The sequence below is a fragment of the Enterococcus saccharolyticus subsp. saccharolyticus genome, assembly GCF_029023825.1.
In the GTDB taxonomy this organism is placed as follows: domain Bacteria; phylum Bacillota; class Bacilli; order Lactobacillales; family Enterococcaceae; genus Enterococcus_F; species Enterococcus_F saccharolyticus.
Map to the genome: position 1 here is coordinate 198,662 of NZ_CP118957.1, position 25,693 is coordinate 224,354.

General features: G+C 38.4%; 31 protein-coding genes, 2 pseudogenes and 1 other annotated feature. Of the genes and pseudogenes, 23 read left to right on the plus strand and 10 right to left on the minus strand.

Annotated elements, in window-relative coordinates:
• The first annotated feature begins 9 nt into the window (after window positions 1-9).
• From PYW32_RS01095 to rpiB, 4 genes are all read left to right on the plus strand, one after another.
• Window positions 10-1,065 (plus strand): zinc-binding dehydrogenase, encoded by a 1,056-nt coding sequence (locus PYW32_RS01095; protein WP_016176373.1) that lies wholly within the window; start codon window positions 10-12, stop codon window positions 1,063-1,065.
• 69 nt (window positions 1,066-1,134) lie between these two features.
• Window positions 1,135-3,210 (plus strand): BglG family transcription antiterminator, encoded by a 2,076-nt coding sequence (locus tag PYW32_RS01100; protein WP_016176372.1) that lies wholly within the window; start codon window positions 1,135-1,137, stop codon window positions 3,208-3,210.
• Window positions 3,211-3,214: 4 nt separating this feature from the next.
• Window positions 3,215-3,685, plus strand: coding sequence for a PTS sugar transporter subunit IIA (locus PYW32_RS01105; RefSeq protein ID WP_016176371.1), 471 nt, complete (start codon window positions 3,215-3,217; stop codon window positions 3,683-3,685).
• 17 nt (window positions 3,686-3,702) lie between these two features.
• Window positions 3,703-4,161, plus strand: coding sequence for a ribose 5-phosphate isomerase B (rpiB, locus tag PYW32_RS01110; protein WP_016176370.1), 459 nt, complete (start codon window positions 3,703-3,705; stop codon window positions 4,159-4,161).
• A 24-nt stretch (window positions 4,162-4,185) separates the two neighbouring features.
• Here rpiB and arr read toward each other — a convergent pair whose 3' ends face one another.
• Entirely contained in the window at window positions 4,186-4,602 is a 417-nt protein-coding gene (arr, locus tag PYW32_RS01115) for an NAD(+)--rifampin ADP-ribosyltransferase (RefSeq protein WP_016176369.1), read from the minus strand.
• Window positions 4,603-4,786: 184 nt separating this feature from the next.
• Here arr and PYW32_RS01120 point away from each other — a divergent pair, with 184 nt between their 5' ends.
• Window positions 4,787-5,599 (plus strand): YwqG family protein, encoded by an 813-nt coding sequence (locus PYW32_RS01120; RefSeq protein WP_016176368.1) that lies wholly within the window; start codon window positions 4,787-4,789, stop codon window positions 5,597-5,599.
• A gap of 37 nt (window positions 5,600-5,636) precedes the next feature.
• Here PYW32_RS01120 and PYW32_RS01125 read toward each other — a convergent pair whose 3' ends face one another.
• Together PYW32_RS01125 and PYW32_RS01130 are read right to left on the minus strand one after the other, a co-directional pair.
• The gene (locus PYW32_RS01125) at window positions 5,637-6,284 is read right to left on the minus strand and encodes a CPBP family intramembrane glutamic endopeptidase (RefSeq protein WP_016176367.1); all 648 of its coding nucleotides are present in this window, start codon (window positions 6,282-6,284) and stop codon (window positions 5,637-5,639) included.
• Between the two features lie 46 nt (window positions 6,285-6,330).
• Entirely contained in the window at window positions 6,331-7,260 is a 930-nt protein-coding gene (locus PYW32_RS01130; protein WP_016176366.1) for a LysR family transcriptional regulator, read from the minus strand.
• Between the two features lie 320 nt (window positions 7,261-7,580).
• On the opposite strand from PYW32_RS01130, the gene PYW32_RS01135 reads away from it, so the two are divergent.
• From PYW32_RS01135 to PYW32_RS01195, 14 genes and pseudogenes are all read left to right on the plus strand, one after another.
• On the plus strand, window positions 7,581-8,150 hold the full coding sequence (locus PYW32_RS01135) for an NAD(P)H-dependent oxidoreductase (RefSeq protein WP_016176365.1): 570 nt from the start codon (window positions 7,581-7,583) through the stop codon (window positions 8,148-8,150).
• A complete protein-coding gene (locus PYW32_RS01140; RefSeq protein WP_016176364.1) occupies window positions 8,132-8,674 on the plus strand; it encodes a GNAT family N-acetyltransferase in 543 nt (180 codons plus the stop codon). The genes PYW32_RS01135 and PYW32_RS01140 overlap by 19 nt, the downstream gene beginning before the upstream one ends.
• 13 nt (window positions 8,675-8,687) lie before the next feature.
• On the plus strand, window positions 8,688-9,440 hold the full coding sequence (locus PYW32_RS01145; RefSeq protein ID WP_016176363.1) for an amino acid ABC transporter permease: 753 nt from the start codon (window positions 8,688-8,690) through the stop codon (window positions 9,438-9,440).
• A gap of 14 nt (window positions 9,441-9,454) precedes the next feature.
• Complete coding sequence (locus PYW32_RS01150) at window positions 9,455-10,273, plus strand: transporter substrate-binding domain-containing protein (protein WP_016176362.1); 819 nt, start codon at window positions 9,455-9,457, stop codon at window positions 10,271-10,273.
• Between the two features lie 21 nt (window positions 10,274-10,294).
• Window positions 10,295-11,104, plus strand: coding sequence for a transporter substrate-binding domain-containing protein (locus PYW32_RS01155; protein WP_016176361.1), 810 nt, complete (start codon window positions 10,295-10,297; stop codon window positions 11,102-11,104).
• Window positions 11,105-11,124: 20 nt separating this feature from the next.
• Window positions 11,125-11,838, plus strand: a complete 714-nt coding sequence (locus PYW32_RS01160) for an ABC transporter permease subunit (protein ID WP_016176360.1) — start codon at window positions 11,125-11,127, stop codon at window positions 11,836-11,838.
• On the plus strand, window positions 11,835-12,575 hold the full coding sequence (locus tag PYW32_RS01165; RefSeq protein ID WP_016176359.1) for an amino acid ABC transporter ATP-binding protein: 741 nt from the start codon (window positions 11,835-11,837) through the stop codon (window positions 12,573-12,575). The genes PYW32_RS01160 and PYW32_RS01165 overlap by 4 nt, the downstream gene beginning before the upstream one ends.
• 12 nt (window positions 12,576-12,587) lie before the next feature.
• Window positions 12,588-13,580, plus strand: coding sequence for an MsnO8 family LLM class oxidoreductase (locus tag PYW32_RS01170; protein ID WP_016176358.1), 993 nt, complete (start codon window positions 12,588-12,590; stop codon window positions 13,578-13,580).
• A 4-nt stretch (window positions 13,581-13,584) separates the two neighbouring features.
• Window positions 13,585-13,869 (plus strand): glutaredoxin family protein, encoded by a 285-nt coding sequence (locus PYW32_RS01175; protein ID WP_016176357.1) that lies wholly within the window; start codon window positions 13,585-13,587, stop codon window positions 13,867-13,869.
• A gap of 3 nt (window positions 13,870-13,872) precedes the next feature.
• Window positions 13,873-15,165, plus strand: a complete 1,293-nt coding sequence (locus PYW32_RS01180; RefSeq protein ID WP_016176356.1) for an LLM class flavin-dependent oxidoreductase — start codon at window positions 13,873-13,875, stop codon at window positions 15,163-15,165.
• An 83-nt stretch (window positions 15,166-15,248) separates the two neighbouring features.
• Entirely contained in the window at window positions 15,249-15,443 is a 195-nt protein-coding gene (locus PYW32_RS01185) for a hypothetical protein (RefSeq protein ID WP_016176355.1), read from the plus strand.
• Window positions 15,444-15,470: 27 nt separating this feature from the next.
• Window positions 15,471-15,875: pseudogene (locus PYW32_RS13340) on the plus strand (HAD family hydrolase); the annotation flags it as partial.
• A 61-nt stretch (window positions 15,876-15,936) separates the two neighbouring features.
• Window positions 15,937-16,227, plus strand: a complete 291-nt coding sequence (locus tag PYW32_RS01190; protein ID WP_275066190.1) for a C2 domain-containing protein — start codon at window positions 15,937-15,939, stop codon at window positions 16,225-16,227.
• 131 nt (window positions 16,228-16,358) lie between these two features.
• Window positions 16,359-16,685: a hypothetical protein gene (locus tag PYW32_RS01195; protein ID WP_016176353.1), complete on the plus strand. Its 327-nt coding sequence runs from the start codon at window positions 16,359-16,361 to the stop codon at window positions 16,683-16,685.
• A 143-nt stretch (window positions 16,686-16,828) separates the two neighbouring features.
• Here the strand turns inward: PYW32_RS01195 and PYW32_RS01200 are convergent, their stop codons facing one another.
• The 6 genes and pseudogenes from PYW32_RS01200 to PYW32_RS01225 form a co-directional block, all read right to left on the minus strand.
• Window positions 16,829-17,878 carry an endonuclease/exonuclease/phosphatase gene (locus PYW32_RS01200; RefSeq protein WP_016176352.1) on the minus strand — a complete coding sequence of 350 codons (1,050 nt, stop codon included), beginning with the start codon at window positions 17,876-17,878 and terminating at the stop codon, window positions 16,829-16,831.
• A 68-nt stretch (window positions 17,879-17,946) separates the two neighbouring features.
• Window positions 17,947-18,747 (minus strand): alpha-isopropylmalate synthase regulatory domain-containing protein, encoded by an 801-nt coding sequence (locus tag PYW32_RS01205; RefSeq protein ID WP_420828461.1) that lies wholly within the window; start codon window positions 18,745-18,747, stop codon window positions 17,947-17,949.
• Window positions 18,742-19,604 (minus strand): annotated as a pseudogene (locus tag PYW32_RS01210) (2-isopropylmalate synthase); the annotation flags it as partial. The pseudogene PYW32_RS01210 and the gene PYW32_RS01205, both read right to left, overlap by 6 nt.
• A gap of 53 nt (window positions 19,605-19,657) precedes the next feature.
• Window positions 19,658-19,901 (minus strand) — a binding site (T-box leader).
• A gap of 61 nt (window positions 19,902-19,962) precedes the next feature.
• Window positions 19,963-20,991, minus strand: a complete 1,029-nt coding sequence (locus tag PYW32_RS01215) for a M42 family metallopeptidase (RefSeq protein ID WP_016176349.1) — start codon at window positions 20,989-20,991, stop codon at window positions 19,963-19,965.
• Window positions 20,992-21,107: 116 nt separating this feature from the next.
• Complete coding sequence (locus PYW32_RS01220) at window positions 21,108-21,653, minus strand: NAD-dependent epimerase/dehydratase family protein (protein ID WP_081633706.1); 546 nt, start codon at window positions 21,651-21,653, stop codon at window positions 21,108-21,110.
• Window positions 21,581-21,820, minus strand: a complete 240-nt coding sequence (locus PYW32_RS01225; RefSeq protein WP_016176347.1) for an NAD(P)H-binding protein — start codon at window positions 21,818-21,820, stop codon at window positions 21,581-21,583. Before PYW32_RS01225 ends, PYW32_RS01220 begins: the two co-directional genes overlap by 73 nt.
• 104 nt (window positions 21,821-21,924) lie before the next feature.
• Here PYW32_RS01225 and PYW32_RS01230 point away from each other — a divergent pair, with 104 nt between their 5' ends.
• On the plus strand, window positions 21,925-22,458 hold the full coding sequence (locus PYW32_RS01230; protein ID WP_016176346.1) for a TetR/AcrR family transcriptional regulator: 534 nt from the start codon (window positions 21,925-21,927) through the stop codon (window positions 22,456-22,458).
• 17 nt (window positions 22,459-22,475) lie between these two features.
• Entirely contained in the window at window positions 22,476-23,591 is a 1,116-nt protein-coding gene (locus tag PYW32_RS01235) for a DUF3114 domain-containing protein (protein WP_016176345.1), read from the plus strand.
• 115 nt (window positions 23,592-23,706) lie between these two features.
• On the opposite strand, the gene PYW32_RS01240 is transcribed toward PYW32_RS01235, so the two are convergent.
• Window positions 23,707-24,234 (minus strand): type 1 glutamine amidotransferase domain-containing protein, encoded by a 528-nt coding sequence (locus PYW32_RS01240; RefSeq protein WP_016176344.1) that lies wholly within the window; start codon window positions 24,232-24,234, stop codon window positions 23,707-23,709.
• A gap of 146 nt (window positions 24,235-24,380) precedes the next feature.
• Between PYW32_RS01240 and PYW32_RS01245 the strand changes: the two genes are divergently transcribed.
• Together PYW32_RS01245 and PYW32_RS01250 are read left to right on the plus strand one after the other, a co-directional pair.
• Window positions 24,381-25,175 (plus strand): gamma-glutamyl-gamma-aminobutyrate hydrolase family protein, encoded by a 795-nt coding sequence (locus PYW32_RS01245; protein WP_016176343.1) that lies wholly within the window; start codon window positions 24,381-24,383, stop codon window positions 25,173-25,175.
• Window positions 25,176-25,188: 13 nt separating this feature from the next.
• The gene (locus PYW32_RS01250; RefSeq protein WP_016176342.1) at window positions 25,189-25,560 is read left to right on the plus strand and encodes a GNAT family N-acetyltransferase; all 372 of its coding nucleotides are present in this window, start codon (window positions 25,189-25,191) and stop codon (window positions 25,558-25,560) included.
• Window positions 25,561-25,693 lie beyond the last annotated feature (133 nt).

Sequence of the window (25,693 nt, forward strand, 5' to 3'; positions counted from 1 at the left end):
CTGAAAACAATGACAACGGATAAAATGTTAGGTGTAACTAAAACGGCACCTGGATACGATCAAATGGCACTCTTAGAAGTAGATATTCCGTCTCCTGCAGCGGATGAATTATTAGTGAAAGTTGCTTATACAGGGATTTGTGGTTCAGATATACACACATTTAAAGGCGAATATAACAATCCTACAACACCGGTGATTTTAGGACATGAATTTTCTGGTCAAGTGGTGGAAGTGGGAGCAGACGTGACAAAATTTGTCCCAAATGATCGAGTGACGAGTCAAACGACTTTTTATGTATGCAACGAATGTGAATATTGCGCAAAAGAACAATATAACTTATGCCCCCACCGCAAAGGTATCGGTACACAACAAAATGGCTCAATGGCTAATTATTTATTAGTAAAGGAAAAATATGCGCATAAGTTACCGGACTCTTTAAGCTATAAGGGTGCCGCAATGACTGAACCGTTAGCATGTTGCGTCCACGCCATGTATCAAAAAAGTCATTTGGATTTACATGATACGATTTTAATTATTGGTCCTGGTCCGATTGGTTTGTATTTAGTTCAAATTGCAAAAGAAATTGGTTCTAAAGTTATTGTGACAGGCATTACCAGAGATGAACATCGGTTGGCGTTAGCACAAAAAATGGGTGCTGATGTGATTGTAAATACAGAAAAAGAAGACTTAAAAGAAGTTGTTTTACAAGAAACCGATGAGTTAGGTGTAGATAAAATTTACGATGCTTCTGGTGCAGTAGGTGCCATTAATTATGCGTTACCGTTAATTCGAAAAGGCGGCGAGTTCATTCAAGTAGGTTTGTTCAAAAATAAAATGAATGAATTAGATTTAGAAACAATTATCCAAAGAGAAATTAACTACGTAGGTAGCCGTTCTCAAAATCCCTATGATTGGCCAGTAGCATTGCATTTACTTGCAAAAGGTTCTATTCATATTGATGAAATGATTACCAAAGAATTTGTGTTAGCAGATTGGCGCAAAGCATTTGAAAGTGTCATGTCTGGGGATGAAATTAAAGTGATGATTAAGTCCAATGACTTTTAATTGAGGAGATAGGCAGCGTGATTTGTCCGCTGTCTACTCTTTAAAGATAAGGGTAAAAAGAGGTATATCATGGAATTAGACGTACGAACAAATGAATTATTTATGGAGATATTGAATCATCCTAATGAAACAAGTGGATCATTAGGCAAGCGCTTGGGTTTAACACGGGCGCAAATAAACTATTCGTTTAAAAAACTGAACGAATATTTAGCCGATTTACAATTAGAAGCCATTCATCGAACGCCCAATGGCCACTTTGTTGTTCCACGAACAGTTAACGAACAGTTTAATGATTTGCATCAGCGTAAACAAATTGATATTTATTTGGCACCAGAGGAACGGATGTATTTAATCACATTGATGTTATTATCAAAAACTGATTTTTTATCAATGAATCATTTTATTGTTGAACTAAATGTGAGTAAAAATACCGTAGTTAGAGATTTAAAAGAGTTAGGGGGACTTTTAGCTAAACAAGGATTTAAATTAGAATATTTACGCTCAAAAGGCTATCGCATTAAAGCAACTGAATGGCAACGTCGACAGTTGTTATTGGAAACAATTAATCAAATTTATTTGTTTGATACAGACGGCACATTGTTGCTCCAATTTGCGGATATTAATGAAGCAAGTTTAGCCAAGTATCAAGCGAAAGTCGAAGCTGTTGAACAATCTCTAAATATTCGCTACTCTGACAACAAGATCAAAAATTTACCGGTGTTCACTTTGTTGTTGCATCGACGTGTGAAACGCAAAAAAACGATTCGTTACGATGTCGAATTAGATTTCTCAGAATTACAAGAAACACAAGAATACAATGTCATCAAAGAAATATTTTTTGATGGTGCACTTGCTACAGCTGATTTTAATGATGTGATTTACTTTACGTTATTATTTTTATCAACGAATTTGACGCAGATGGACATTTTATCTGCTAAAGAGTTGCGGCAACTAGAATTAGCTGTCACAAAAGTCATTCAAAACTTTGAGAAAATAGCCCATATGACCATTGTAGATAAAGAAGGGTTGCTACAGCGAGTGATGATACACATGCGTCCAGCTTATTATCGGATTAAATATCAAATGCACTTAAATGAAGTGGACATCGAACGCCAAAAAAACATGGGTGTTTCTTCAGTGTTTTATTTAGTGAAACAATCCTTAGAACCATTGGAACAATTTTTTTCAAAACAGTTACCAGAAACGGAAATCTTTTATTTGGCTTTGTTTTTTGGCGGACATTTATTAGAACATGAGAGTGTGCTTGCAAAGGAAGAACGCAAAACGGCCATCATTGTTTGTACGAATGGCATTTCGGTTTCACTGATGCTGGAAAGAAATTTGACGGGGCTTTTCCCCGAAATTGATTTTATCGCCACGCTATCGGCTAGAGAATTTTATGAGAAAAATATTGAAGCAGAATATGTTTTTTCTTCGGTACCCTTAGAAACGGACAAACGGTTTTATTTAGTGAAGGATTTTCTAACCGATGAGGGTAAATTACAGCTTAGAAAGCAAGTAATGAATGATACATTGGTTGGAATGGATGATTTTGCTTTAGCTGAAAAAATTGTCAAAAAAGTTAAAAAAAATACCAAAGTATTAGATGAAGAAGCGTTATTTTTAGATGTTTTAAATGTGTTAAAAGAAAATGTGGCAAAAAATGAAAAAATCAAAGACCACGTGATTCATTTCGACCAGTTAATTCCATCTAAAAGTATATTAATTGAAGAAAATCAGGTGACTTGGCATGAAGCACTAGACGCGTTAAGTCAACCACTCATTTCTGAAAAAATAATCACACCACAGTATTTAACGGCATTAAAACAAGAGATGGCAGAGATACCGCCATATATGATTTTTCGCAATCGATTGGCCTTGCCACATACTGAACCAGAAAAAGGCGCGCTGGGAGTAGCTATGAGTTTTGGTATCTTTAAAGAAGGATTTCTTACTGAGACAGATGAACGGATACATATTGTCGTATTATTAGCTTCCAATGATAAAGAAAAGCATATAGATGCGCTCTTAGAATTAATGGATTTATCCGGAAGAGACGATTATATTTCAAAATTAGTAGAATGTCAGACGGCAGCACAAGCCTATAAAATTCTACATTCCTATCGAATCAACTATTGGGGGTAAAAAAATGACAGAAAAAGTAACAGATTATTTAAAGAATGCACCGATTTTATTAGGTGATGAATTTGAAAACCGCGAAGTTGTGTTTACTAAAGTAACAGAACAAACGCTTGAAAAAGGTTGGGTGACGGAACAATTCTTGCAGAAAATTATTGAGCGTGAACAGGTTTTTCCAACAGGTTTGCACCAAGGTTCCTTTGGGATTGCGATTCCTCATACAGATCCGGAATGTATTGTAGAACAGTTTATTTCTTTGGTCGTTCCTAAAAAGCCAGTTACTTTTCAACGGATGGACGACATTAATTTATCTGTAGATGCTGATTTCATCTTCATCTTAGGCTTGAATCAACCACATCAGCAATTAGCAATGCTGCAACAATTAATGGGGTTAATTCAAAATACTACCTTACTTCAAGCATTATCGAAACAAACGGAAGCCCAAGACATCATTACCTTACTTGAAGAAAATGGCTATTAAAAGAAAGGAATAAGAAAATGAAAATCGCAATTGGAAATGATCACGGTGGTTTTGAACTGAAAAAAGCAATTGTTGTCTTTTTAAAAGAACACGACATTGAAGTCATTGATGTCGGTACACATAAGCTATTAGAATCTGGAGATTATCCAGATTTTGCCGAAATGGTCGCCGAAAAAGTGGCCAAGAATGAAGTAGACAGTGGGATTTTAATTTGTGGAACAGGGATTGGCGTTAGCATTACCGCCAACAAAATAGCAGGTGTCCGTGCTGCGGTGGTTGGCGATGTCTTTTCCGCACAAGCCACCAAAGAACACAATCATGCCAATGTTTTGTGCTTAGGGCAGCGCGTAATCGGTGAAGGCTTGGCACTAATGATTGTGGATACTTGGTTGAAGACAGAATGTTCGATGGATGAACGTCATTTACGTAGAATTGAGAAAATTCATTTGATTGAAAGACGCAAACAGGAAAATTGATTAAAAAAGAAGAATTCTTCTTTTTTAATCAATAATTTCAGCTGTACCGTCAGCTTGCATTTGTTTTAAATGAGCTTTTGTTTGAGCAATCATTTCATCCGCATGACGTTCCCAGGTTGCCAGTTCTCCAATGATTTTTAATGGTTCTTTCGAGCGATAAGAGCGTGTGGGGTTCCCAGGAAAACGTTTGTCAGTTAGATTGGGATCATTTTCAAATTCACCTAAAGGTTCCACTAAATAGATTCGTTCTTTTCCAGAACCAGTGGCCAATTCCGCGCCCCATTTGGCAGCTTCTAAAGTACCAGTAAAATAGATATAATTAGAAATTCGTCCGACTTCATAGTTGGAATGATGTTGCGGTTTAAAGCAATCACCTAGTTGCAAGACAGCTTTTGTCCCATGCAAAAAGGGTCCACGATCTAACACATTATCAGTTGTCATAAACGTACCTCCGATTGTTATTTGGAAGTCTATCTTATGCTATTTTCGATGAAAGAACCAGTCTATAATTGTCGACCAAAGTGTAGTATAATAAAGGTGAGGGAACCGCCAGCGTGTCGGTTCCCGTTTTTGTTTGCTAAATAAAAACTTCCTCGTTACAATGAAAGAAAAGCGAGGTGTTAACATGAAATCATTAAGAGAATTATTTCCAAATGATGACATATATCAGGCGGTGCAACAAACAGAAGTAGCTGTGTTAGCTTTTTCTTTTAAAAATGCGGGACCATTATCTTTAACAACGAGTAAAGCAGGTGGTGTGGGTTATTTTTCAAAAGAGTTGGCTTATCCAACAAATTTAGCAGGTCAACCGCTATCTTTATTAGCCCAAATCAATTTTGAAGAAATGCCGCACTTAGCAAAGTATCCGAAAAAGGGAATTTTAGCATTTTATATTGATTTATTCGACGATCTGTTGGGATTGGATTTTGACAACCCGACCAATAATAAGGGGTTTAGAGTTGTTTATTTTGAAGACATCACAAAAGAAAGTTATACCAGAGAAGAAATGGATGACATTTTTGCAGAATTCCCTAAAGAAGATGACTATTGTGTAGTGAATGGTGAATTTCAAATGCTTGGGACAATCGAACCTCGCTATTTAGTGACAGATAGTTATTCTTTTGAAAAAGTATATGGCACGCATTTTTATGAGTATATGGAAACGCACTTTGGTGATGCTGCCGATGATGTGAGCGATGCCATTTATGAGAATCTCGCAATTGCTGGGTCACTAATGGGGGGCTATCCGTTCTTTACACAAGAAGACCCCCGTAACTACGCTGAAAATGTCACACATACTGAATTATTGTTCCAGTTAGACACGGATGAGATTGGGATTATGTGGGGCGACTCGGGTGTAGGTAACTTCTTTATTTCGAAAGAAGATTTAGCCAATCGAAATTTTACCAATGTTCTTTACAATTGGGATTGTTATTAGAAAAAAGGCTGTGACGCGTGTCACAGCCTTTTTTGATTTATAAGAAGAATAACATGGTAATCACGGCAATGGTGTTATTGACGAAATGAAAGAGCATTGAAGCGATGACATTCCGATCGTATTTCCAATAGAGCCAAGTCAATACAAGTGTTAATGGTAAATACAAAGCGATGTCTGCTACATGCAACGTGTGTAATAGAGTAAAAATAGTCACCGAAAGAATGGTTAAAAAGATGACTTTTGGTCGATTATTTTTATCGACATATCCCAACATTGCTTGGCGAAAGACGAGTTCTTCTACTAATGGGGCATAAATGGACATCAATAAAAAACTAGCAATAATTGGAATGTTTTGAGAAAGTTCATTTAACATTTCTTGGTTTTGTCCAATTTGACTGGTATCGATAAATAAATCTAGGATCTGTAATGCAATTACCCGAACTACAGCGATTAATAGAAAATAACCGATACAAGAAAGTAAAAATTTGCCAAGATGTACTTGTTGGCTAAATCGTTGGAATTCTGAGCGTAAATAATTGCCAAATAAAAGAAGCGCCAAGACAAGCAAAAAGAGAGACGAACCAATTGATAACCATTCAATAGAGATGAATGAGGCTAAAACTATTGGTAATGCTAACATGACGACAAAATAACTAATAAATAAAATCCGAGACCGCTGTTTCATGACAACACACCCTTTATTGTTTTCTTTTATGATAACATAAAGGGTTTTATTTTGTGTGTTCGCGTAAAATCTTAGGATAATGGATCTCTTGTCCACGGTTTTCAAATGCTTCGATAATCCGTTGAATCATTGATAAGGTAATGCTATCATAGTCAGTTTTATTTGAAGGCGTCAATAAACCAATTGGTGGATGAATCGGCAAGTTTTTGATGGGAATGACTTTCGTTCCACTAAATACTTCTGAATGCGCTGTGGCAGTAAAAATCGAAACGCCCAAATTTTCGCGGACATAATATTTGTGTGACAAGCTAGTCGTTACTTCCATTTTTTTATATTGATCGCCAATACTGCGACGTAAATACTGTTCGATTTGAATCCGAATCGGGCAGTTTTCTGGTGTAAATAAGAAGGTTTCATTTTTTAATTCTTTTAATGACACCACTTTTCGATGAGCAAGTGGATGCTGTTCTGAAACCAATAAATTTAAGTCGTCATGGAAAAAAGGTTCATAATAATGGTCCAACATTAAATTGGGTGCGCCACAGATAGCAAAATCAATGATGCCATCTTGGAGTGCTTGACTACAAGCGTTGGCATCAGCCACTTGTACATGAATCGTAACGGTTGGATGTGCAACATTAAATGACTTGATGACTTGCGGCATAATTAAGCTAGCAGTCGGATCTGAAATACCTAAGACTAAAGAACGTGGCGCTTCGTTATGTAATTGTTCCGCCAATTGATCCAATGCGTCATATTGTGCTAGAAGTGCTTGGGCTTTTTCATAAAAAAGAGTACCAGCAGGGGTTAATTGTAACGTTTTACCTCGTTCGAATAAGGGGATTTTTAATTCGGCTTCTAATTGTTTGATGCGCATAGAGATAGTTGGTTGTGAATATTGTAAAATTTCAGCAGCTTTTTGGAAACTGCCGGTTTTAACGATAACTGCAAATGTCTGAATTTCTCGTATGTCCATAAAATCCCCTCTTTCTAGTGTCTTTCTTACAGTATAAAGAGAGTTTGTGTAATCAACAATCTTATTGTTTTAGGGATATAGTTTTTTTATATCACGTGAAAGAGGACGTTGGATTTTAAAAATAAAGGTGAAAATAAAAAGAATATAGTTGTTTGGAAGCTTGATTTATCAAGCTTTTTTGTTGTTTTTACACATGAATATTTTTTCATGTATTAGTTTTTTTGATACGTCAGATTACTTTTTTTTATTTGTAACTGTGTTTTTTATCCCTTATAGTTTAGAAACAAATTTCACTAAACAATCAGGAAAGAGGGATAAACATGACGAAAGTTACACTCATTGTCGGTGCCAATTCAATGTCTTCTAGATTAAATGGCTTGGTAGAATATACGCAAAAAGTATTATTTGACTATAAAATACAAACGCAGGTGATTCAAGTACACATGTTGCCGCATCAAGCGTTATTGACTGCTGATGTCATGGATAGCACTCTTCAATCATATAATGAACAACTTGCTGCTAGCGATGGCGTATTAGTTTTTACTCCTATTTTTAAAGGCAGCTATTCAGGAATTTTAAAAACATATTTAGATGTGCTTCCTCAAAAAGCTTTAGCTGATAAAGTTGTTTACGCCTTAGGGTTGGGTGGTTCACAACATCATCTCCTAGCGTTGCAGTATGCTTTAGAACCGGTTTTAAAAGAATTAGGCACAGAAGAACTATTGCAATCAACGTATGTTGTGCAAGATCAAGTCGCCAAAGATGATATTAATGGTTTTGTCGTAAGTGATGTGGTGAAGCAACGTATCAACAATCAACTCACTCAATTTTATAACCGTATTGTGTCAAAGCAACCAAAGGAGGAAACACGATGGGAAAAGATCGTTTAAGAATCGCAACGAAAGCAGATGCACCAGCATTTTTAGAATTAATTCAACAATCCTTTCAAGAAGTGAAAGATTATGGCATTGATTGGCCTTCAACCAATGCGACTTTAGAAAGTGTGATCGAAAATATTGAAACAGGAATTGCACTTGTTTTAGAACGAGATGGGCGCTTGATTTCAACCATTACGGTACGTCAACCTTGGGAACATGAGACGCCGATTTCTCGTTATCCCTTCCTTTGGTGGTTTGCCACAGCGGATGATTTAAAAGGACAAGGTATCGGTAAGAAATTTATTCAACAAGTAGAAGAAGAATTTTTAATTAAAGTCTTAAAGGCACCTGCTTACGTCATTGGGACTTCGGGCAGAAAACATCCGTGGTTATTAGATATGTATTTGCGCAATGGGTACCAAGTGTTAACGACTCGTGAAGATGACGATGATACAGGGGTCGCACTTTATAAAGTACTGATTCCTGATAAATTTGATGAACGTATTTTACGAATACCTGAAGTAGTCACACATTAAGGAGGAGAGCGTGATGTCAGACTTTTTTAAATGGGAATATGTTGTTTCGTTTTTTCCAAAAATTTTATCGGCACTACCAGTAACGTTACTCATTGTTGTGGTTGCTTCAATGGTCGGTATGTTACTTGGCTTACTCATCGCGTTGCTTCGAATTGAAAAAGTGCCGGTATTCTCACAAATCAGCCAACTATTTGTTTCATTTATTCGTGGTACACCGATTTTAGTGCAATTGTTTTTAGTTTTTTACGGCTTACCGACATTGTTTGAGAGTTTAGGTAGTTTAAACAAAATTGATTATGTCTATATTACATATGGACTGAATACAGCCGCGTTTTTCTCAGAAATTTTTCGTTCATCCATTTTAAGTGTTCCTGCTTCACAAAAAGAAGCGGCAGCATCTATTGGTTTAACAAAACTTCAAACGTATCGCCGTGTGATTTTGCCACAAGCAGTGCGCATTGCATTGCCTGCGACAGGGACCATGATTGTTAACTTGTTACAAGATACTTCATTAGCCTTTTCTTTAGGCGTGATTGATGTGATTGGTAAAGTGCGAGCATTAGGTGCATTGACCTATCACTCATTAGAAGGTTATTTCATTGCTGCATTGATTTTTATTGTGTTGAGCATTCTCCTTGAACAAGTCTTTACTTGGTTAGGACGTCGTTATCAATTTCAATCAAAAAAAGTGGCACAACCGAAAAAGGTGGTTCATTTTCAACCACTGATGAAACCAGAAAAAAAATTACCGAAAATCGTTCGATGAAAGAGGAGTAAATGATGAAAAAATTAGGGGAGAAAAAATGGGTTATTTCATTAGGAATTGCAGGAGCGCTTTTATTAAGTGCGTGTGGCAATAAAACAGAAGCAACGGAGACATCAAAAAATCCAGATGCGGAAACAGTCATTGTCGGAACAGGAAATGTGTATCAACCATTTGTTTATTTAGATGAAAACAATGAATTACAAGGGTATGATGTCGAAATTTTACGCGCGATTGATGAAAAACTCGATCAATACAATTTTGAATATGAATCAATGGATTTCAAAAATATTTTGACGTCTTTATCCGCTGGCAAAGTTCGTTTAGCAGCCCATCAATATGAACAAAACGAAGAACGTGCTGCGAAATATTTATATGGGGAAGTCGGCTATACCGATTACACGCTCTATATTGTGCACGATGGAAGTAATAAGGTGGAGTATCAGTCACTAGATGATTTAGTTGGGAAAAAAGTATTTGCTTCACCGGGCGGAAATGTGGCGTATTTACTTGAAAAATACAACAAAGAACACGACGAAAAAATCGAAGTTATCTATAACGAAGCGTCTAGTGAAGTATTTGTGAAAGGCTTGCAAAACGGTACAGCCGATGCGGCAATTTTAACCAAATATGACACGAATAAATACAATGAGCAATTTAATGCTGACTTGCAAATTTCGGGTGATCCAGTCAATGTCTCCAAAACATATTTCTTATATGAAAAAGGCGATGAAGAATTGAAAGAGGCTGTAGATGGCGCATTACAAGAATTAATTGATGATGGTTCATTAGCGAAATTATCTGTGGAAATTTTAGGAGATGACTATACGAAATAAGTAGTGAATGGAGGACGTTAAATGAAAAAACAAAAATGGTTACTATCACTAAGTATTGTTGGTGCTGTATTTTTAGGGGCATGCGGCAATCAAACCGATTCATCAGCAGCAAATGCGGATGAAAACGCGGAAACAATTATTGTCGGAACAGGAAATGCCTATCAACCGTTTGTCTATTTAGATGAAGATAATAACCTACAAGGATACGATGTGGAAGTTTTAAAAGCAGTTGATGAAAAGCTACCAGAATATACATTCAAATTTGAATCGATGGATTTTAAAAATATTTTAACGTCACTATCCACTGGAAAAATCCAATTGGCGGCACATAACTATGCGTACAATGAAGAACGTGGCAAAAAATATTTATATGGTGAATTTGCCTACAACACTTATGCCCATCATATTGTCAATAGTGACAGCGCAGGTTCGCCATATGAAACATTGGCAGACTTGGAAGGAAAAAAAGTATTCGCTTCTCCCGGTAGTGAAGTGGCGTATATTTTAGAAACGTATAACAAAGAACACAATCAAGCAATTGAGATTGTCTATAATGAAGCATCGAGTGAGGTACTAGTCAAAGGGTTAGAAAATGGCACAGCTGATGCGGCAATCTTAACAAAATTTGACACAAACAAATACAATGAGCAGTTTAATGTTCAGCTCCAAGCGTCAGATAAAGCTATCAAAAGTGCCGGTATTTTCTTTATTTTCCAACAAGGCGATGAGCAATTAAAAGCAGCTGTCGACGGTGCGTTGCAAGAATTATCTGATGAAGGGACGTTATCACAATTATCAATTGATATTTTTGGTGACGACTACACGAAATAATAGAAAGTAGGTAGCAGGAAATGAAAATAGATTTTACAGCGATAGTGACCGCTTTTAACGCAGCAATTCCTTATATCCCGGTAACGTTGCGCTTGGCATTTGTGCCACTGGTCATAGGAACCGTTATTGGTTTAACGATTGCATTCATTCGTTTTTACCGTCTGCCTATTTTAGCGAAATTTTTCTCTGGAATAATTACAGTTGGTAAAGGTATTCCAGTCGTCCTAAGTTTGATTGTGGCGTATCTGATTTTTTCAGACGCCTTTGATCAAGTTTCTCAAGCACTTGGTTGGTCGATTCAGTTTAAGGATATCAATCGTGAATACATTGCGATGTTTGTCCTTAGTTTATATGCCAGCATTGGGTTATCAGAAATTTTCCGTGGGGCCTTAACTAGTATTCCCAAAGACCAATGGGATGCTGCTGCGTCGATTGGTTTAACGCAAGTTCAAACGATTCGACGGGTCATTTTACCCCAATTGGTGCCAATTGTTTTACCGATGATGTGTAGTCAATTGATTAGCTTAATTAAAGCGTCAGCCCTTGTTTCACTAGTCTCGGTGGTGGATGTCTTAAATGGGGCATTGATTACATCTACAACGAGTTATACTTTCTTAGAATCGTACATTGCGGCAGCACTGATTTATTGGGGCTTATCGATTGTTATCGAGCAACTTTCAGGATTCTTTGAACGACGCTACGCACGAAAATTTGTTAGGGGGACTCTTGTATGATTAAGATAGAAAATATTCATAAACGATTTGGACAAAATGAGATTCTTAAAGGCGTCGATCTTACGATTGAAAAAGGCGAAGTGGTGGTCATTATTGGGCCGAGTGGTTCAGGGAAAACGACCTTTCTACGTTGCTTGAATTTTTTAGAACGTGCCGAAGAAGGAAGCCTTCAAATTGGGGATACAACCGCAGATTTCAAACAAGCCACCAAGAAACAAATTTTAGCAATTCGCAAAAAAACGGCGATGGTTTTTCAACAATATGCGCTCTTTTTCAATCGCACAGCTTTGGAAAATGTCATTGAAGGACTGGTGATTGCGCGAAGTGTGCCAAAAAAAGAAGCAACTGAAAAGGGCAAAGCACTCTTGGCAAAAGTTGGATTAGCTGGCAAAGAAAATCATTACCCGCATGAATTATCTGGTGGACAACAGCAACGTGTCGGGATTGCTCGTGCGTTAGCGTTAAATCCAGAAGTGATTTTATTCGATGAACCAACTTCTGCATTAGACCCAGAGTTAGTTGGTGAAACCTTGGATGTCATTAAACAAGTGGCCAATGAAGGCAGTACCTTAGTGATTGTCACGCATGAAATGCAATTTGCTTATGAAGTGGCTGATCGTGTCATCTTCATGGAGAATGGCGTGATTGTCGAAGAAGGAACACCGCAAGAAGTATTTGATTATACCAAAGAAGAACGGACGAAAAACTTTTTAGCACGAACCGCCGTTTACCATTAAGGAGGGAAAGAAATGGGGATAAAATTAAGTTTGTTGGATCAAAGTATCATTTATGAAGGCGAGACTGCGACATCAACGTTAGCTAAAACGGTGGCCTTTGCTCAAAAAGCTGAATCGCTTGGTTTTGATACATTTTTTGTATCCGAGCATCATTTGATTAAAGAATTAGCTGGAGCGTCACCTGAAGTATTGATTGGGTATCTTTTAGCCAGTACGAAAACTATTAAAGTAGGGGCTGCGGGTGTGATGTTACAGCATTATGTGCCGTTTAAAGTTGCTGAATCATTTAGTGTTTTACACCATCTTGCGCCAAATCGTGTGGTGTTGGGTATTGGTAAAGCACAAGGAGGAAAAGATGAAGCTGTTGAAGTCTTACAACGTGATTTTGTAAAACCACCGCAAACATTTGAAGAAAAGTTTGCCGAACTTGCCCATTTTATCCGCAATGATTTCCCAGAAGAACATCCTTATGCTGCATCAGCATACACGTTGGAACCCCAAATTCAAGAAAACTTAGCCATTGAATTGTTAGGTGGTAGTCAGGAAAGCGCCGTGTTAGCAACGAAAGAACAAGCAGGTTTGATTTATCCTTATTTTGGCAATGCCGATGAAACAGCTCTAGCGGATACTCGTCACGCTTATCAAGCAGCGGAAAGCTTCAAAATTGCGGTTATTGTCTATATCACGGACGATGAAAATGAGGCAAAGGACTACTTAGAAAAACAAGCATCGTATACAGTGGTCTTAAACAATGGCAAACGACTGAATTTTGCTGACCAAGCAACGGCAAATGAGTATGCCAATCAGCATCAAGCAGAAAAAGCACAAGTCATTCAACGACAAGTCGGTGCGTTTGTCGGATCAGCCGCGCAAGTGACCGCAGAGTTATTGGATTTTGCGGAACGTTTTAACACCGAACATTTTGTGATTCACACACCTGGTGTACCGTATGATAAAAAACATGAAATCATTCAAGCATTAGCGAATGAACTAAAAGGAGAGTAAGCAGATGACGCAAACAAATCAAGAAGCAAACATTATTTTATGGGCAAAGGATGGATGCCATTATTGCCAAGAAATCAAAGACTTTTTTCAAGAAAAAGAATTAGCCTATCAAGTAATCGATGTGACACAACAAGATAATTTTCGTGATATTTTGTTTGCGAAATATGGTATCCGATATGTGCCAGTTGTGGAAGTTGCTCCAGCAGGAAGTCAGACGTATCAAGGGATTACTGATCTTGGTTTAGAGCACGTGATTAATGGCTTGCGTCAAGCAGAGATTGGAGTGTAGTGTATGAGTAAAACGATTCATTTTGGTAGTATTCTTCATGGCGTTGGCGGAACAACAGATGGTTGGCGTCACCCAGAAATTGATGAAACAGCAAGTACGAATTTTGATTTTTACAAAACACGGGCACAATTAGCGGAGAAAGGTTTGTTTGATTTTGTGTTTATTGCGGATGGATTGTACATATCAGAAAAATCGATTCCGCACTTTTTAAATCGTTTTGAGCCGATTACACTATTGTCTTCTTTGGCAGCAGTGACAGAAAACATCGGTTTGGTGGGGACATTTTCTTCAACGTATACGGACCCATTTACGTTAGCGCGTCAATTAATGTCTTTAGATCATCTCAGCCAAGGACGTGCCGGTTGGAATTTAGTCACTTCTCCACAAGCTGGTGTAGCTAAAAACTACAACAACCGTGCGTTACCACCACATGATGAGCGGTATAAAATTGCACAAGAACATTTAGATGTTGTTCGTGGCTTGTGGCGCTCATGGGAAGCCGAGGCATTTCCACGAAACAAAGCAACAGGTGAATATTTCGATCCAACCAAATTACATCGCTTGAATTATGAAGGTGAGTATTATCAAGTAGCGGGACCATTAAATATTGGTCGTTCCCCACAAGGCGAGCCTTTAATTTTCCAAGCGGGTTCATCAGACAATGGTCGGGCATTTGCAGCCGGCAATGCCGAAGCGATTTTTACCCACAGTAGTTCATTAGAAGAAACCAAAGCTTTCTATGATGATGTTAAAAAACGTGCACAAGCAGCTGGAAAAAATCCGGACCATGTCAAAATTTATCCCGGCATTAATCCGTTAGTTGCGGACTCTTTAGAAGATGCGGAAGCAAAATATCAAGAATTTGCCAGTTTGATTCCCATTGAAAATGCTGTGCGTTATCTCGCGCGTTATTTTGATGACTATGATTTTAGTGGGTATGATTTGGACGCACCTTTCCCAGAATTAGGCGATATTGGGAAAAATGCCTTCCGAAGTACGACTGATTACATCAAACAACGTGCCAAAGAGCAAAAGCAAACCCTGCGTCAGGTGGCATTAGAACAAGCCGTGCCACGGCCTAACTTTATTGGTACGGCAACCGATGTCGCTGATGAAATTCAGCGTTGGTTTGAAGCAGAGGCAATTGATGGGTTTATCATTGCGGGCGATGTGCCTCATTCTTTTGAGCGCTTCGTTAATGAAGTTATTCCGATTTTACAAGAACGTGGCATTTACCGCAAAGCCTATGAAGGACAGACGCTTCGTGAAAATATCGGTGTACCTATCGTTCAATAACCAATAAAAAATGCGTTTCCTATTGAGGAAGCGCATTTTTTGTGTCGTTGATGGTACACTTGATATGAAAGGTAGTTAAACGAATGAAAAATTGGTTGTTTTTTGATGTTGGATTTACGTTGATTGATGAGACACGATGCTACCAAGACCATGTCCTGCAATGTACCCAACAATTAGCTTTAGAAGGTATTCATGTCATTCCAGAAGCCTATTATCAACAAATGACTGATGCATCAAAACAAGGACAAAAACCGATTAAAACTGTTTGGGAAAGGTAGACACAAAAAGCGAAACCAGCATGGAAGTATACAGGTGAAAAACGTTATCCTGAAACCATAGCGACTTTGGAAAAACTTAGGGAAAACGTTCATTTGGGGATTATTGCCAATCAAGGAAAAGGATTGAGAGAACGTTTAGAATCACATAGTATAGCCGATTATTTTGAGTTGATTGTTTCTTCCGCTGAGGTCGGTATGAAAAAACCATCCCCTGACATTTTTATCCATGTCTTGCAACGAGCGAACGTTGCGGCAAAAAGCTGCGTCTATATTGGTGATCGTTGTGACAATGACATCATTCCCGCTAAAAAAATTAGGTTTTATGACTGTCCGAATCATGCAAGGTTTAGGTCAATATCAACCAGAACATCCAATATTTCATTCGGATCATACGGTGCAAAACTTATCAGAATTAGTAGAACTTTTCAGTAAGAAAGGATGAAGAAAGATGAGTGTGTCTATTTATTATAGGTGTAAACGGGAACCGTTAACGATGCAGGAGCAAGAACAAGTAACCATAATTATTGAAAAATACAATCAGGATTTTTTGTGGAAAGAAAAAGCCGAGTCATTCTTTGTCTATGACAATCTGACGGGGGATACGGTGTTTGAGGGGGCAACGAAACTCCCTTTGACTGAAGAATATGAACTAATCGAAGCAACCTTGGCGTATTGGTTGGCGTGTTTAACTGATATTCGTCATCAAATTGCTGGCGAATGGCAGGTGCATTTGGATGACATCGATGCGGTGTGGCGAAATCAACAATGGCAAATGCCCACTTAACTTCCTTCTAGAGACTAAGTGACAATTCCATCTTGATACCGATGTTTCGTCTCAGCATTTTTCGTACACTTTAGTTAGAAAATGAATAAAAAAGAGTGGCAATTAGCTGTTGGTTTAGATGCTTGGCATTAGTGCGCCCCTTATTGAGTATCGTTGGTATTGCGGAAATGCTGGGCAAACCAGTTGTCAGTATTGGAAGTACCCTTGTCATTACCATTATTTGGGTGTGGGTTGCTAGTCAGAAATCAGAAGACCCTATCAAAACGCTAGCCGCAACGGGTATCACGTATGGTTTATTAGCTATTATTTTAAGTGCGATATTGTTGCCGATTTTGATTGGACAGCTCCAAGGCCCAGTATTAAGTATCTACGGAATAAGCAGTGTGCTTATCACCAATTTGATTTGGGGTGTTGTTGCGGGGGTGTTAGCAAAAATTCTCCAATCAGCTCGTCGTTGATTGGTTAACAATAAAAATAGCCGATCTTTTAGGTTTGAAGATTATTTGAATGTGCCAGTTGTCGCTGTAAACGTTAGTCAGCTTTCTGCACATGAGAAAGGACACGCAGTATTTTTCTTGCGTGTCCTTTTTCATGTGAGTTATTACAAAAAACGAACAGTCATCTTCACCAATTGATGATCAGTTGCTTTGAAATCGGTGTTTGTGACCTGTACGGCATCGATTGCTAGGTTATCAGAAACGATAAAACCGTCAATGACATAGACTTGCGAAGTGGCATAATCGCCAGTGTACGCGCCATTTAACACGCGCACAGTAGGATAGGTGTCATCGTAAGCAAAATCAAAGTGTTCAGGTAAATCTTTTTTTGCAAGAGTTCCTGCTTGCCAACTGTCTTTACTCACTACAGGGAAGGGATGACTGCCTTCAAACACTTGATTAAAATCGCCACCTGCAATCACATAGTTGCCTTTTTGATACTCATTTGCTAATAATTCAGCCAGCTTTTTACTTTGGGCGATTTTACCTTCTCCGTTATCGTAGGCTTCTAAATGTAAATTAAAAACGACCAATTCTTGCTCACTGTCCGCAATAGGAAAACGAGTTTCCAACAGTGCACGTTTCAAATTTGCTATGCGTACGGGCCATTTAAAAGGAACCGGCAAAGCGATCCGACTTGCTGATGTCATGTGATAATCGGTGAAAGTTGTTATCCCGCTCGCAACTCGCCCAATTGGAGGAAATGGAAACGGAACGAAATCGACTAAAAAATTATACGCATACACGCTTGGTAAGTGTAACTTTTCTTGTAAATAGGCTTCTTGATTCATGAAATACGAACGTTGAGAGTTACGATCGACTTCTTGTAACAGATTAATATCTGCTTGCGCTGTGTGTAACGTTTGGGCAATTGCTTCTAAGTTTTTTTGCACAAACTCCTTGTTAGGTGGTTGGACATTTTTACCCCCATCCATAAAGAAATCTTCGGTTGCACTTAAACCACCATAACCGATGTTGTATGTCGTAATAGTGAGTGCTTGTTTTTGATCAATCATCTTTTCGCCCTTAGTGGGTGTTAGCTTTTCCGTAGCTGTTGGACGGTATTCATTTAGCGAAAGATAGCTGACGAAACTAACGAGTACTAATAAAAGGACTAAAAATGGAATGGTGCTAAATTTGAGTAGTTTTTTCATTGATTGGACTCCTTTTTGTTCACTATACTATTGTAAGTTTGTTTGTGAAAAAAAGGAATCCCTAATCACTAAAAATTTTCTAAACGATTGACGGCAGTCACTAATGCTTGTAGGGTAGCTTTGACAATATCTTGGTCAATGCCAGACCCCCAATACATTTTTCCTTGTGAAGCAATTCCGATTTGGGCACATGCTTGTGCTTTGGAATTTTTTCCTAGTGAATTTTGCTCATAGACTTCCAGTGTATACGTTGCACCAAGTGTTTTTTTAATGGCTTGATTGACGGCATCTAAGCTTCCTGAACCAACACTATGGGTTTTAATTTGTTGATTATCTTTTAGAATGGTTAGATTGACTTCAGGTTGCTCGCCTTGATTAAATTGGTAATCAACAATATCGAAATGAGGATGGAAATTCACATATAGGCTGATAAACGCATCGTAAATTTCTTGTGTTGTCAATTCACGATTGGTTTTATCTGAAATATCTTTAATCGCATAACCAAGTTCTTCATTCATTTTGTAAGGTAGTTTAATGCCATAATTGGTCTCCAGTAGATAACCGACGCCACCTTTGCCCGATTGACTATTAATCCGAATAACATCTGTTTGATAATTGCGTCCAATATCAACAGGATCAATCGGAATATAAGGCACATCCCAAATGTCGAGTTGATTTTCTTCACGGTATTTCATGCCTTTTGAAATCGCATCTTGATGGGAACCAGAAAAGGCAGTAAAGACCATATCACCAGAATACGGTTGTTTTTCAGGGACCGTAATCCGTGTCAATGCTTCGTAGCGTTGGCGAATTTCTTCCAAGCGACTAAAGTCTAATTTTGGATCATATCCTTGTGAGTACATATTCATCGCTAGCGTAATAATATCCACATTTCCTGTGCGCTCACCAATACCAAACAGCGTTCCTTCCACTCGATTCGCTCCAGCAAGGACGCTGAATTCAGCATCACTTACGCCACAGCCACGGTCATTATGTGGATGAACGGACAGCGTGACGGCTTCGCGATAGTTTAGATGTTTATGAATATATTCTACTTGGCTCGCAAAATATGTGGCATAGCGTATTCTACTGTCGTAGGAATATTAATAATTACTTTTCGTTCAGGAGTTGGTTGCCAGATATCCAGAACACTATTGCAAATATCTAAGGCATACTCGACTTCTGTTCCCGGGAAACTCTCTGGACTATATTGAAAATAGAAATTACCTGGTGTTTGTTCGGCCAGTTCTTTGACTAAAGCCGCGCCATCTAGGGCGATTTGTTTTACTTCTTCTTGACTCTTACGAAACACTTGGCGTCGTTGGGCTTCGGAAGTGGAATTATACAAGTGAACAATAGCGCGTGGTACACCTTCGATTGCTTCAAATGTCCGACGAATAATATGTTCGCGTGCTTGGGTAATGACCATGATTGTGACATCGTCAGGAATCATGTTTTCTTCGATCAATGTCCGAACAAATTGAAATTCGGTTTCGGAAGCAGCGGGAAAGGCGACTTCGATTTCTTTAAAACCAACCGCTACTAATAATTGAAACATGGCCAATTTTTCTTCTAAATTCATCGGAATCGCAAGCGCTTGGTTGCCATCACGTAAATCAACACTACACCAAATAGGGGCTTTTTCAATCGTTTCTTTTTGCACCCAGTCATAGGTTAATTGTGGTGGTAGATAATATTTCTTTTCGTATTTTGTGTGATTAAACATGTCATTTCCTCCTTTAATATAAACTAAAAAAGCCTTCCATCTGCCAGTAAATTACTGGAGACGAAAGACTTGCTCACGCGGTACCACTCCTGTTCATGACGAAATAAGCCATGGCCCTTTGTCTATCAATTCCTTGATAGACTTTCCTGAATAACGATCGGTTGCCGTCCTTGACTAATCATTTGATTCATCAAGGCTACTTCGAGGCGAGTTCCTTATTGGCCATTCTTGCTTCTCAGCAACCAGCAAGTTTCTGTAAATGGATAGATAAGTACTACTCCTCAGCATCGTATTTATTGTCTGAATATTCTTGTTATAACAAATTTCAGAGAAAGTAACAGGGGTATGTGATATTTTTTTATTTTTTGATATAAGCAACGAGAAGTTTAAAGGTATTTTCAATGGCGTCAACATGGGTACGTTCCATCCCATGACTACTTGCAACACCTGGTCCGATAAGCGCTGCGCGAATATTTGCCCCGCCACCTAAAGCAGCAGACGCGTCACTACCATACATTGGGTAGATATCGACAGCATAATTCAAGTCGTTTTCTTTCGCGTATTGCACTAAACGGGTCGTCATTTCATAATCATATGGACCAGAAGAATCTTTGGCACAAATGGATACGTCATACTCCGTACATTCCAAATCTAATCCGATACAACCCATATCGACAGCTAATAATTCGGTAATGTCTGCAGGAATCCATGCAGCTCCGTGACCAACTTCTTCATATGTTGAAAAAATAAATGTTAAATTAGTCGCAGGTACAATGTGTTCTTGTTTCAGTGTTTTTAACAAGCTGACTAAAATCGCTACCGAAGCTTTGTCATCTAAGAAACGTGATTTGACAAAACCAGAATCTGTGACAACGACTTTTGGATCGTAAGCGACAATATCCCCATTTTGAATGCCTAATGCTTGGACGTCTTCCTTGTTCGTGACACGTTCATCTAATTTTACGACTAAATTGTCGATGTCACGTGTTTTGGTGGAAGCATCTGGAAAAACATGAATGGAAGGCGTATTTGATAAAATGGTTCCCGTATAAACGGTATCTTCACGAGTGATAATGTCGCAGTATTCACCATCTAAGGTTGGTGTTAAAGGACCACCTAATTTGGTTAGAGCTAACGTGCCATCACTATTAATGGAACGAACCATTAAACCTAACGTATCCACATGAGCACTTAAACCACGTGTTTGTGTCGTGTCTTGTCCGGCAACCTGGACCATCAGATTTCCTTTTGGTGTACGAATTGTTTCGTAACCAAATGATTCGACAGTTGTTTGAACGAAATCAATCGCTTGTTTCGTATAACCAGTCGGACTATTAATTGCTAATAATTCTACTAAAAATGAAAGTGTTTCTTCTTTGTTAAACATCGATTAGTTCCTTTCTGTTACATACTTACATTCAAACTATAGCACAAGTAAAATGAAAACCCAAACAGGCTGTTATTTTTAATTTTGTCAGAAAAAACGTAGAATTTCATGATGATTTAAGCAGATTCTCGTGCGTTAAACTTGTTAGAATGGAGGAAATAAACGCAGTAAAAGGAGACGACGATGAAATATTGGAAAATTAGTTTATTAAGTGTATATAGTGCGTTAATTGTGTGGGTATTATTATTTAAGTTTTCATTATCACCACAAGCTGTCATTGAGGCTGCAATCAATGGCGAAAATCGCGTGATTAAGCTCATACCTTTCAAGGCACCTGGTAAAATGGTCGTTACTTGCAAATCATATTGTTGAGCGAGTGACCAAGCTGTTTGTTCAGCGAAAAGTTTCGAGAGACGATACGCATTTAGCTCAGGATTTTCAGCATCAGACCAAAATGTTTCGTCAATGATTCCGGTAGTATGAGCCAACGGTGTTGCTGCCGCTTGACTGGAAGTCATCACAATTCGTTTGACTCCAGCTTTTTTAGCCGCTTCAAAAACAATAGTCACTCCAGAAATGGCTTCATCAATTAATTGGGGATTATTGGCATTTTCATGGCCGAGTGGACTGGCGACACAACATCGGTCATTGCGTCTAACCAACCCTCAGCACTCGTTAAGTTCGCAACGACATAGGTGACATTATCAAAAATTGGGGGTTGTTTCGCTCGATTACGAATGGTACCGACGACCGTGTGTCCTTCGGCAAGTAATTGCTGAATAATGTGGGTTGCCACAAATCCGTTCTCTCCTGTGACTAAGATTTTCATTTTCATCCTCCTAGTGTTACACTTGTTATAGATGCTATTGTAGGCAATGAAAAAAGAAAGTACAAGTGATGAAACCGCATTTGTGACAGATAGGAGAAAGTGTTATGGTAGCGACCAATTATGCAAGAAATTTAAAACAAGATAGTAAAAACTGGATTACGATTGCAACATTAGAATTGTTGCAATATAAAAAATTATCGGAGTTGACGGTTGCCGAAGTAGCAAAAAAAGCAGGCGTCAGTCGAATGGCTTTTTATCGCCATTTTCCTAATTTGTCACAAGTTTTAACCGAATATTATGAGCCTAAGTTTCAAAAGATATTTGACCAAACAATTCATAAAATAAGTGACGAACAAAAAATCACCGATTTGCATGATTTTTTTACTGAATTGACGCCGGATTTCAAACGGGCGATTGCTGGAGAATATACAACCATCATTTTTCAAATTTTTACCAAACAAATGGCACGATTTTATGATACAACGACAACTTGGACAGATTGGCAAGGTAGCAAACGTTTGTATTGGATTAAGTTTATGTCAGCGGGGATTTTTGAAGTCTGGTTGACCTGGATTCAAAATGGTCAAAAAGAAAGTCTAGTAGAAATGACGAAATTAGTAAAAGAATTTCACGAGTAATCAAGGAGGTGAATCTTGTGTGGAAACAGTTAAAAAATCAACCAGAAGGGCAAATAATCAGTCAACAGCTGCAATCAGCTGGTTGGGATGAAGCAGCGATTAACGGCTATTTGAAAAACGTGGTTCGTCGTTCTAAAAATTTTGCGACAAGTAAGCAAAACGTTGCTCATTACTACAAGGAGACGTTTGCCATTGGTTCGCCGAGTTATTTGGCGTTGTATCGTGCGAGTCGTTTGTCTGCACGAGAAAAAATCACGCTTGTTTTGCACCAATTAGAAGCCGAAATTGACGCGTATCATTTCATGCATTTGTTGTCAGAAACATATTATTTGGATGAGAACTTACCACCTCATGCTAGATTTTACGCATATTTTCGTCGGGATGTATGGTGGGCATTTTCGACAAAAGATGGTTTAAACAATGATGAATTGGGGGATAAAGTCCACTTGTTTCGGACCTATATTGATCGCCAAAATATTTCGTATATTCGGATGAACTTTCAAGGTGCCACCGATTATGAAAAATTATTGGCTTATAGTAAAGCCTGTCATATCACCTTCGATTATACGACCAATGCACGATATCATAATCGTACGTTGGAGCCGTTTGACTATCCACGAAATATGAAAATTCAACTACCGAAACGCAAAACTTGTTTATGGGGGCCTAACGATGCACGTATGTCGGAATTTATCGTGCGTATTAGCACAGGTGCGTTTGTCAGTCAATGGGATGTGTTTCGTCAAACGAATGGGCGATACGATAGCCATCCCGACCATTATTCTGTGCAAGAATTAGGGGCGGTTGCGAATACAGAATCGTTTAATTACGGTTTGTCGTATGGTGCCAATTTTGATGTATTACCTTGGAACCATTCCCACGAATATTTGGATGTTTTGTATCCAATTAATCCTGATATTCGTCGCAAAGCGTTGCGTTACTGGAAAAGTCCAGTCGCTCTTAAAGAAGAAGGAACCTATTTGGATATTGTCAAAAAGCAGCATGATCCTTATTTATGGCAGAAAATTCCTAAAGAACAACGACAGATAACCTATCAAGCGTATTGTCGCTATTGTCAAAAAAAGAAAATTCAATCGGGATTTGGGAAGTATCACAGTAAAAAAGGTCTGTGATATAAGTAAAAACAAAATAAAAATAGCCAATCGATAGAACATGAAAAGTGCTCATTCTGTACTAAATTGCAGGAGCAAGTTCTCTATTGATTGGCTATTTTATTAGTAAGTTGTATTAATTTGTTGTTTCAAGCACTTTAATAAATTCACGCATGTAATCAGGTAAATCTGGTGGTCTTCTACTTGAAACGATGTGTCCATCTGAAATTGCAGGAGTATCTACCCAAGTAGCGCCTGCATTGGTCATATCATCTTTGATACCGGGTGTACTTGTGACGGTTTTGCCTTGTAAAATGTTTGCTGAGATAAGTACCCAACCAGCATGACAAATTTGTCCGATGGGCTTTTTGTGTTCATCCATCTGTTTAACCATATTGATTACTTCAGGGAAACGGCGTAATTTATCCGGTGCCCAACCCCCAGGTACTAAAATCGCATCGTAATCTTCCGGATTCACTTCATCAAACGCATAATCTGATTCGGCAGGAACACCATATTTCCCGATATACGTTTTCTTTGCTTCTTGTCCGACTAAATCGACTTGTGCCCCTTCTTCACGTAAACGGTGAACAGGGTACCATAGTTCTAAATCTTCGAAATCGCCATCGACTAATGCGATAACTTTTTTGTTTTCTAAGCGCAAAACTATCCCTCCATTTCTTATTTGTTATATAGTCAGTGTAACAGAGTCAAAAGCAAATGACGATTGAAATGATTGGTTGATTTCTAATGAATTTTTGGAAAATTCATACTATACTAATAATGATTTGTATGAAAAGGAGAATGCGTATGTCAGCGATTATAGGTGTGATGCCATTATATGATTCAGAAAAAGAAAGCATTTGGATGTTGCCCAATTATTTACAATTAATTGAGAAAAATGGTGGGATTCCTTTGATCGTACCGTTGACGAATAAACAAGAAACATTGGATTATTTTCTTGAGACTTGCGATGGTTTTTTATTTACAGGTGGTCAAGACGTGTCACCCATGCTTTATGGTGAAGAGACGCACGCAAATTGTGGCGAAGTTTGCTTGCTTCGTGATGAGATGGAAACGTATTGTTTTCAACGTGCATTGGCTTTGGATAAGCCAGTTTTAGGGATTTGTCGCGGAATACAATTGTTTAATGTCGTCTTAGGAGGAACCTTGTATCAAGATTTACCGTCGGAATTTTCCTCAAGTGTCAACCACCAAATGACACGACCTTATCATCGCAAACAACATGAAGTCACGCTTGCATCGGAGAGTTTATTATTTAAAATTTTAGCAAAAGAACAACTGAGCGTGAATAGCTACCACCATCAAGGCATTAAAACACTAAGTCCCAAACTAAAAATTGCTGCAACTTCGCAAGATGGTTTGATTGAAGCAGTCTATCTACCAACGAAGCGGATTCAATCGATTGGTGATGGTGTCGTTGTTACCGATGATGACGGTCATATTACCAATATGAATTGTGTAGCAGAAAACTTAACAGGTTGGACACGTGAAGGCGTGTACGGGAAAGAATTCTCTGAAATTTTTGTCTTGCGTAGTGAAAAAACAGGGCAATTAATCGAAAGTCCGATTAAGCAAGTGTGAAAGACGGGGGCTATTGTCGAAATTAGAGGAAGAATTAAACCGTCCTCAGTTTGCTGATTTTTTTCAGCTTGCTTGTTACGACGAAAAACGATTAGTCGGGTACCTTTCCGTTGTGAGTAATGGGGCAACTGATGCGTACATTCAAGATGTAATGGTTGCGCCAGCCTATCAAGGACAAGGCATTGGTACAACTTTGATTGAACTGAGCGCGCACACCCGTTACTTTAGTCGTGGGAGGTTCAGGAATCAAGCGATTGCCAAGATAAAAGCACATCGCATTTACATGATTCATGTCATTTACGGTGAAGAATCCTTACGAAAATATTATGAAAAATTTGGTTTCTATACGATGCTTGCTGGACAGATGGAAAGTCACGAAGTATAAAAAAGCAGCAGCTGTGATATAAGCTGTTTAACAGTAAACTATCCGAACAATAGAAGATGGCTCCTCGTCGCAAGGTTACCTAGATTTGAGAGCGTCCATTCTATGTTGTTCGGATAGTTTTGTCTTGCACAGC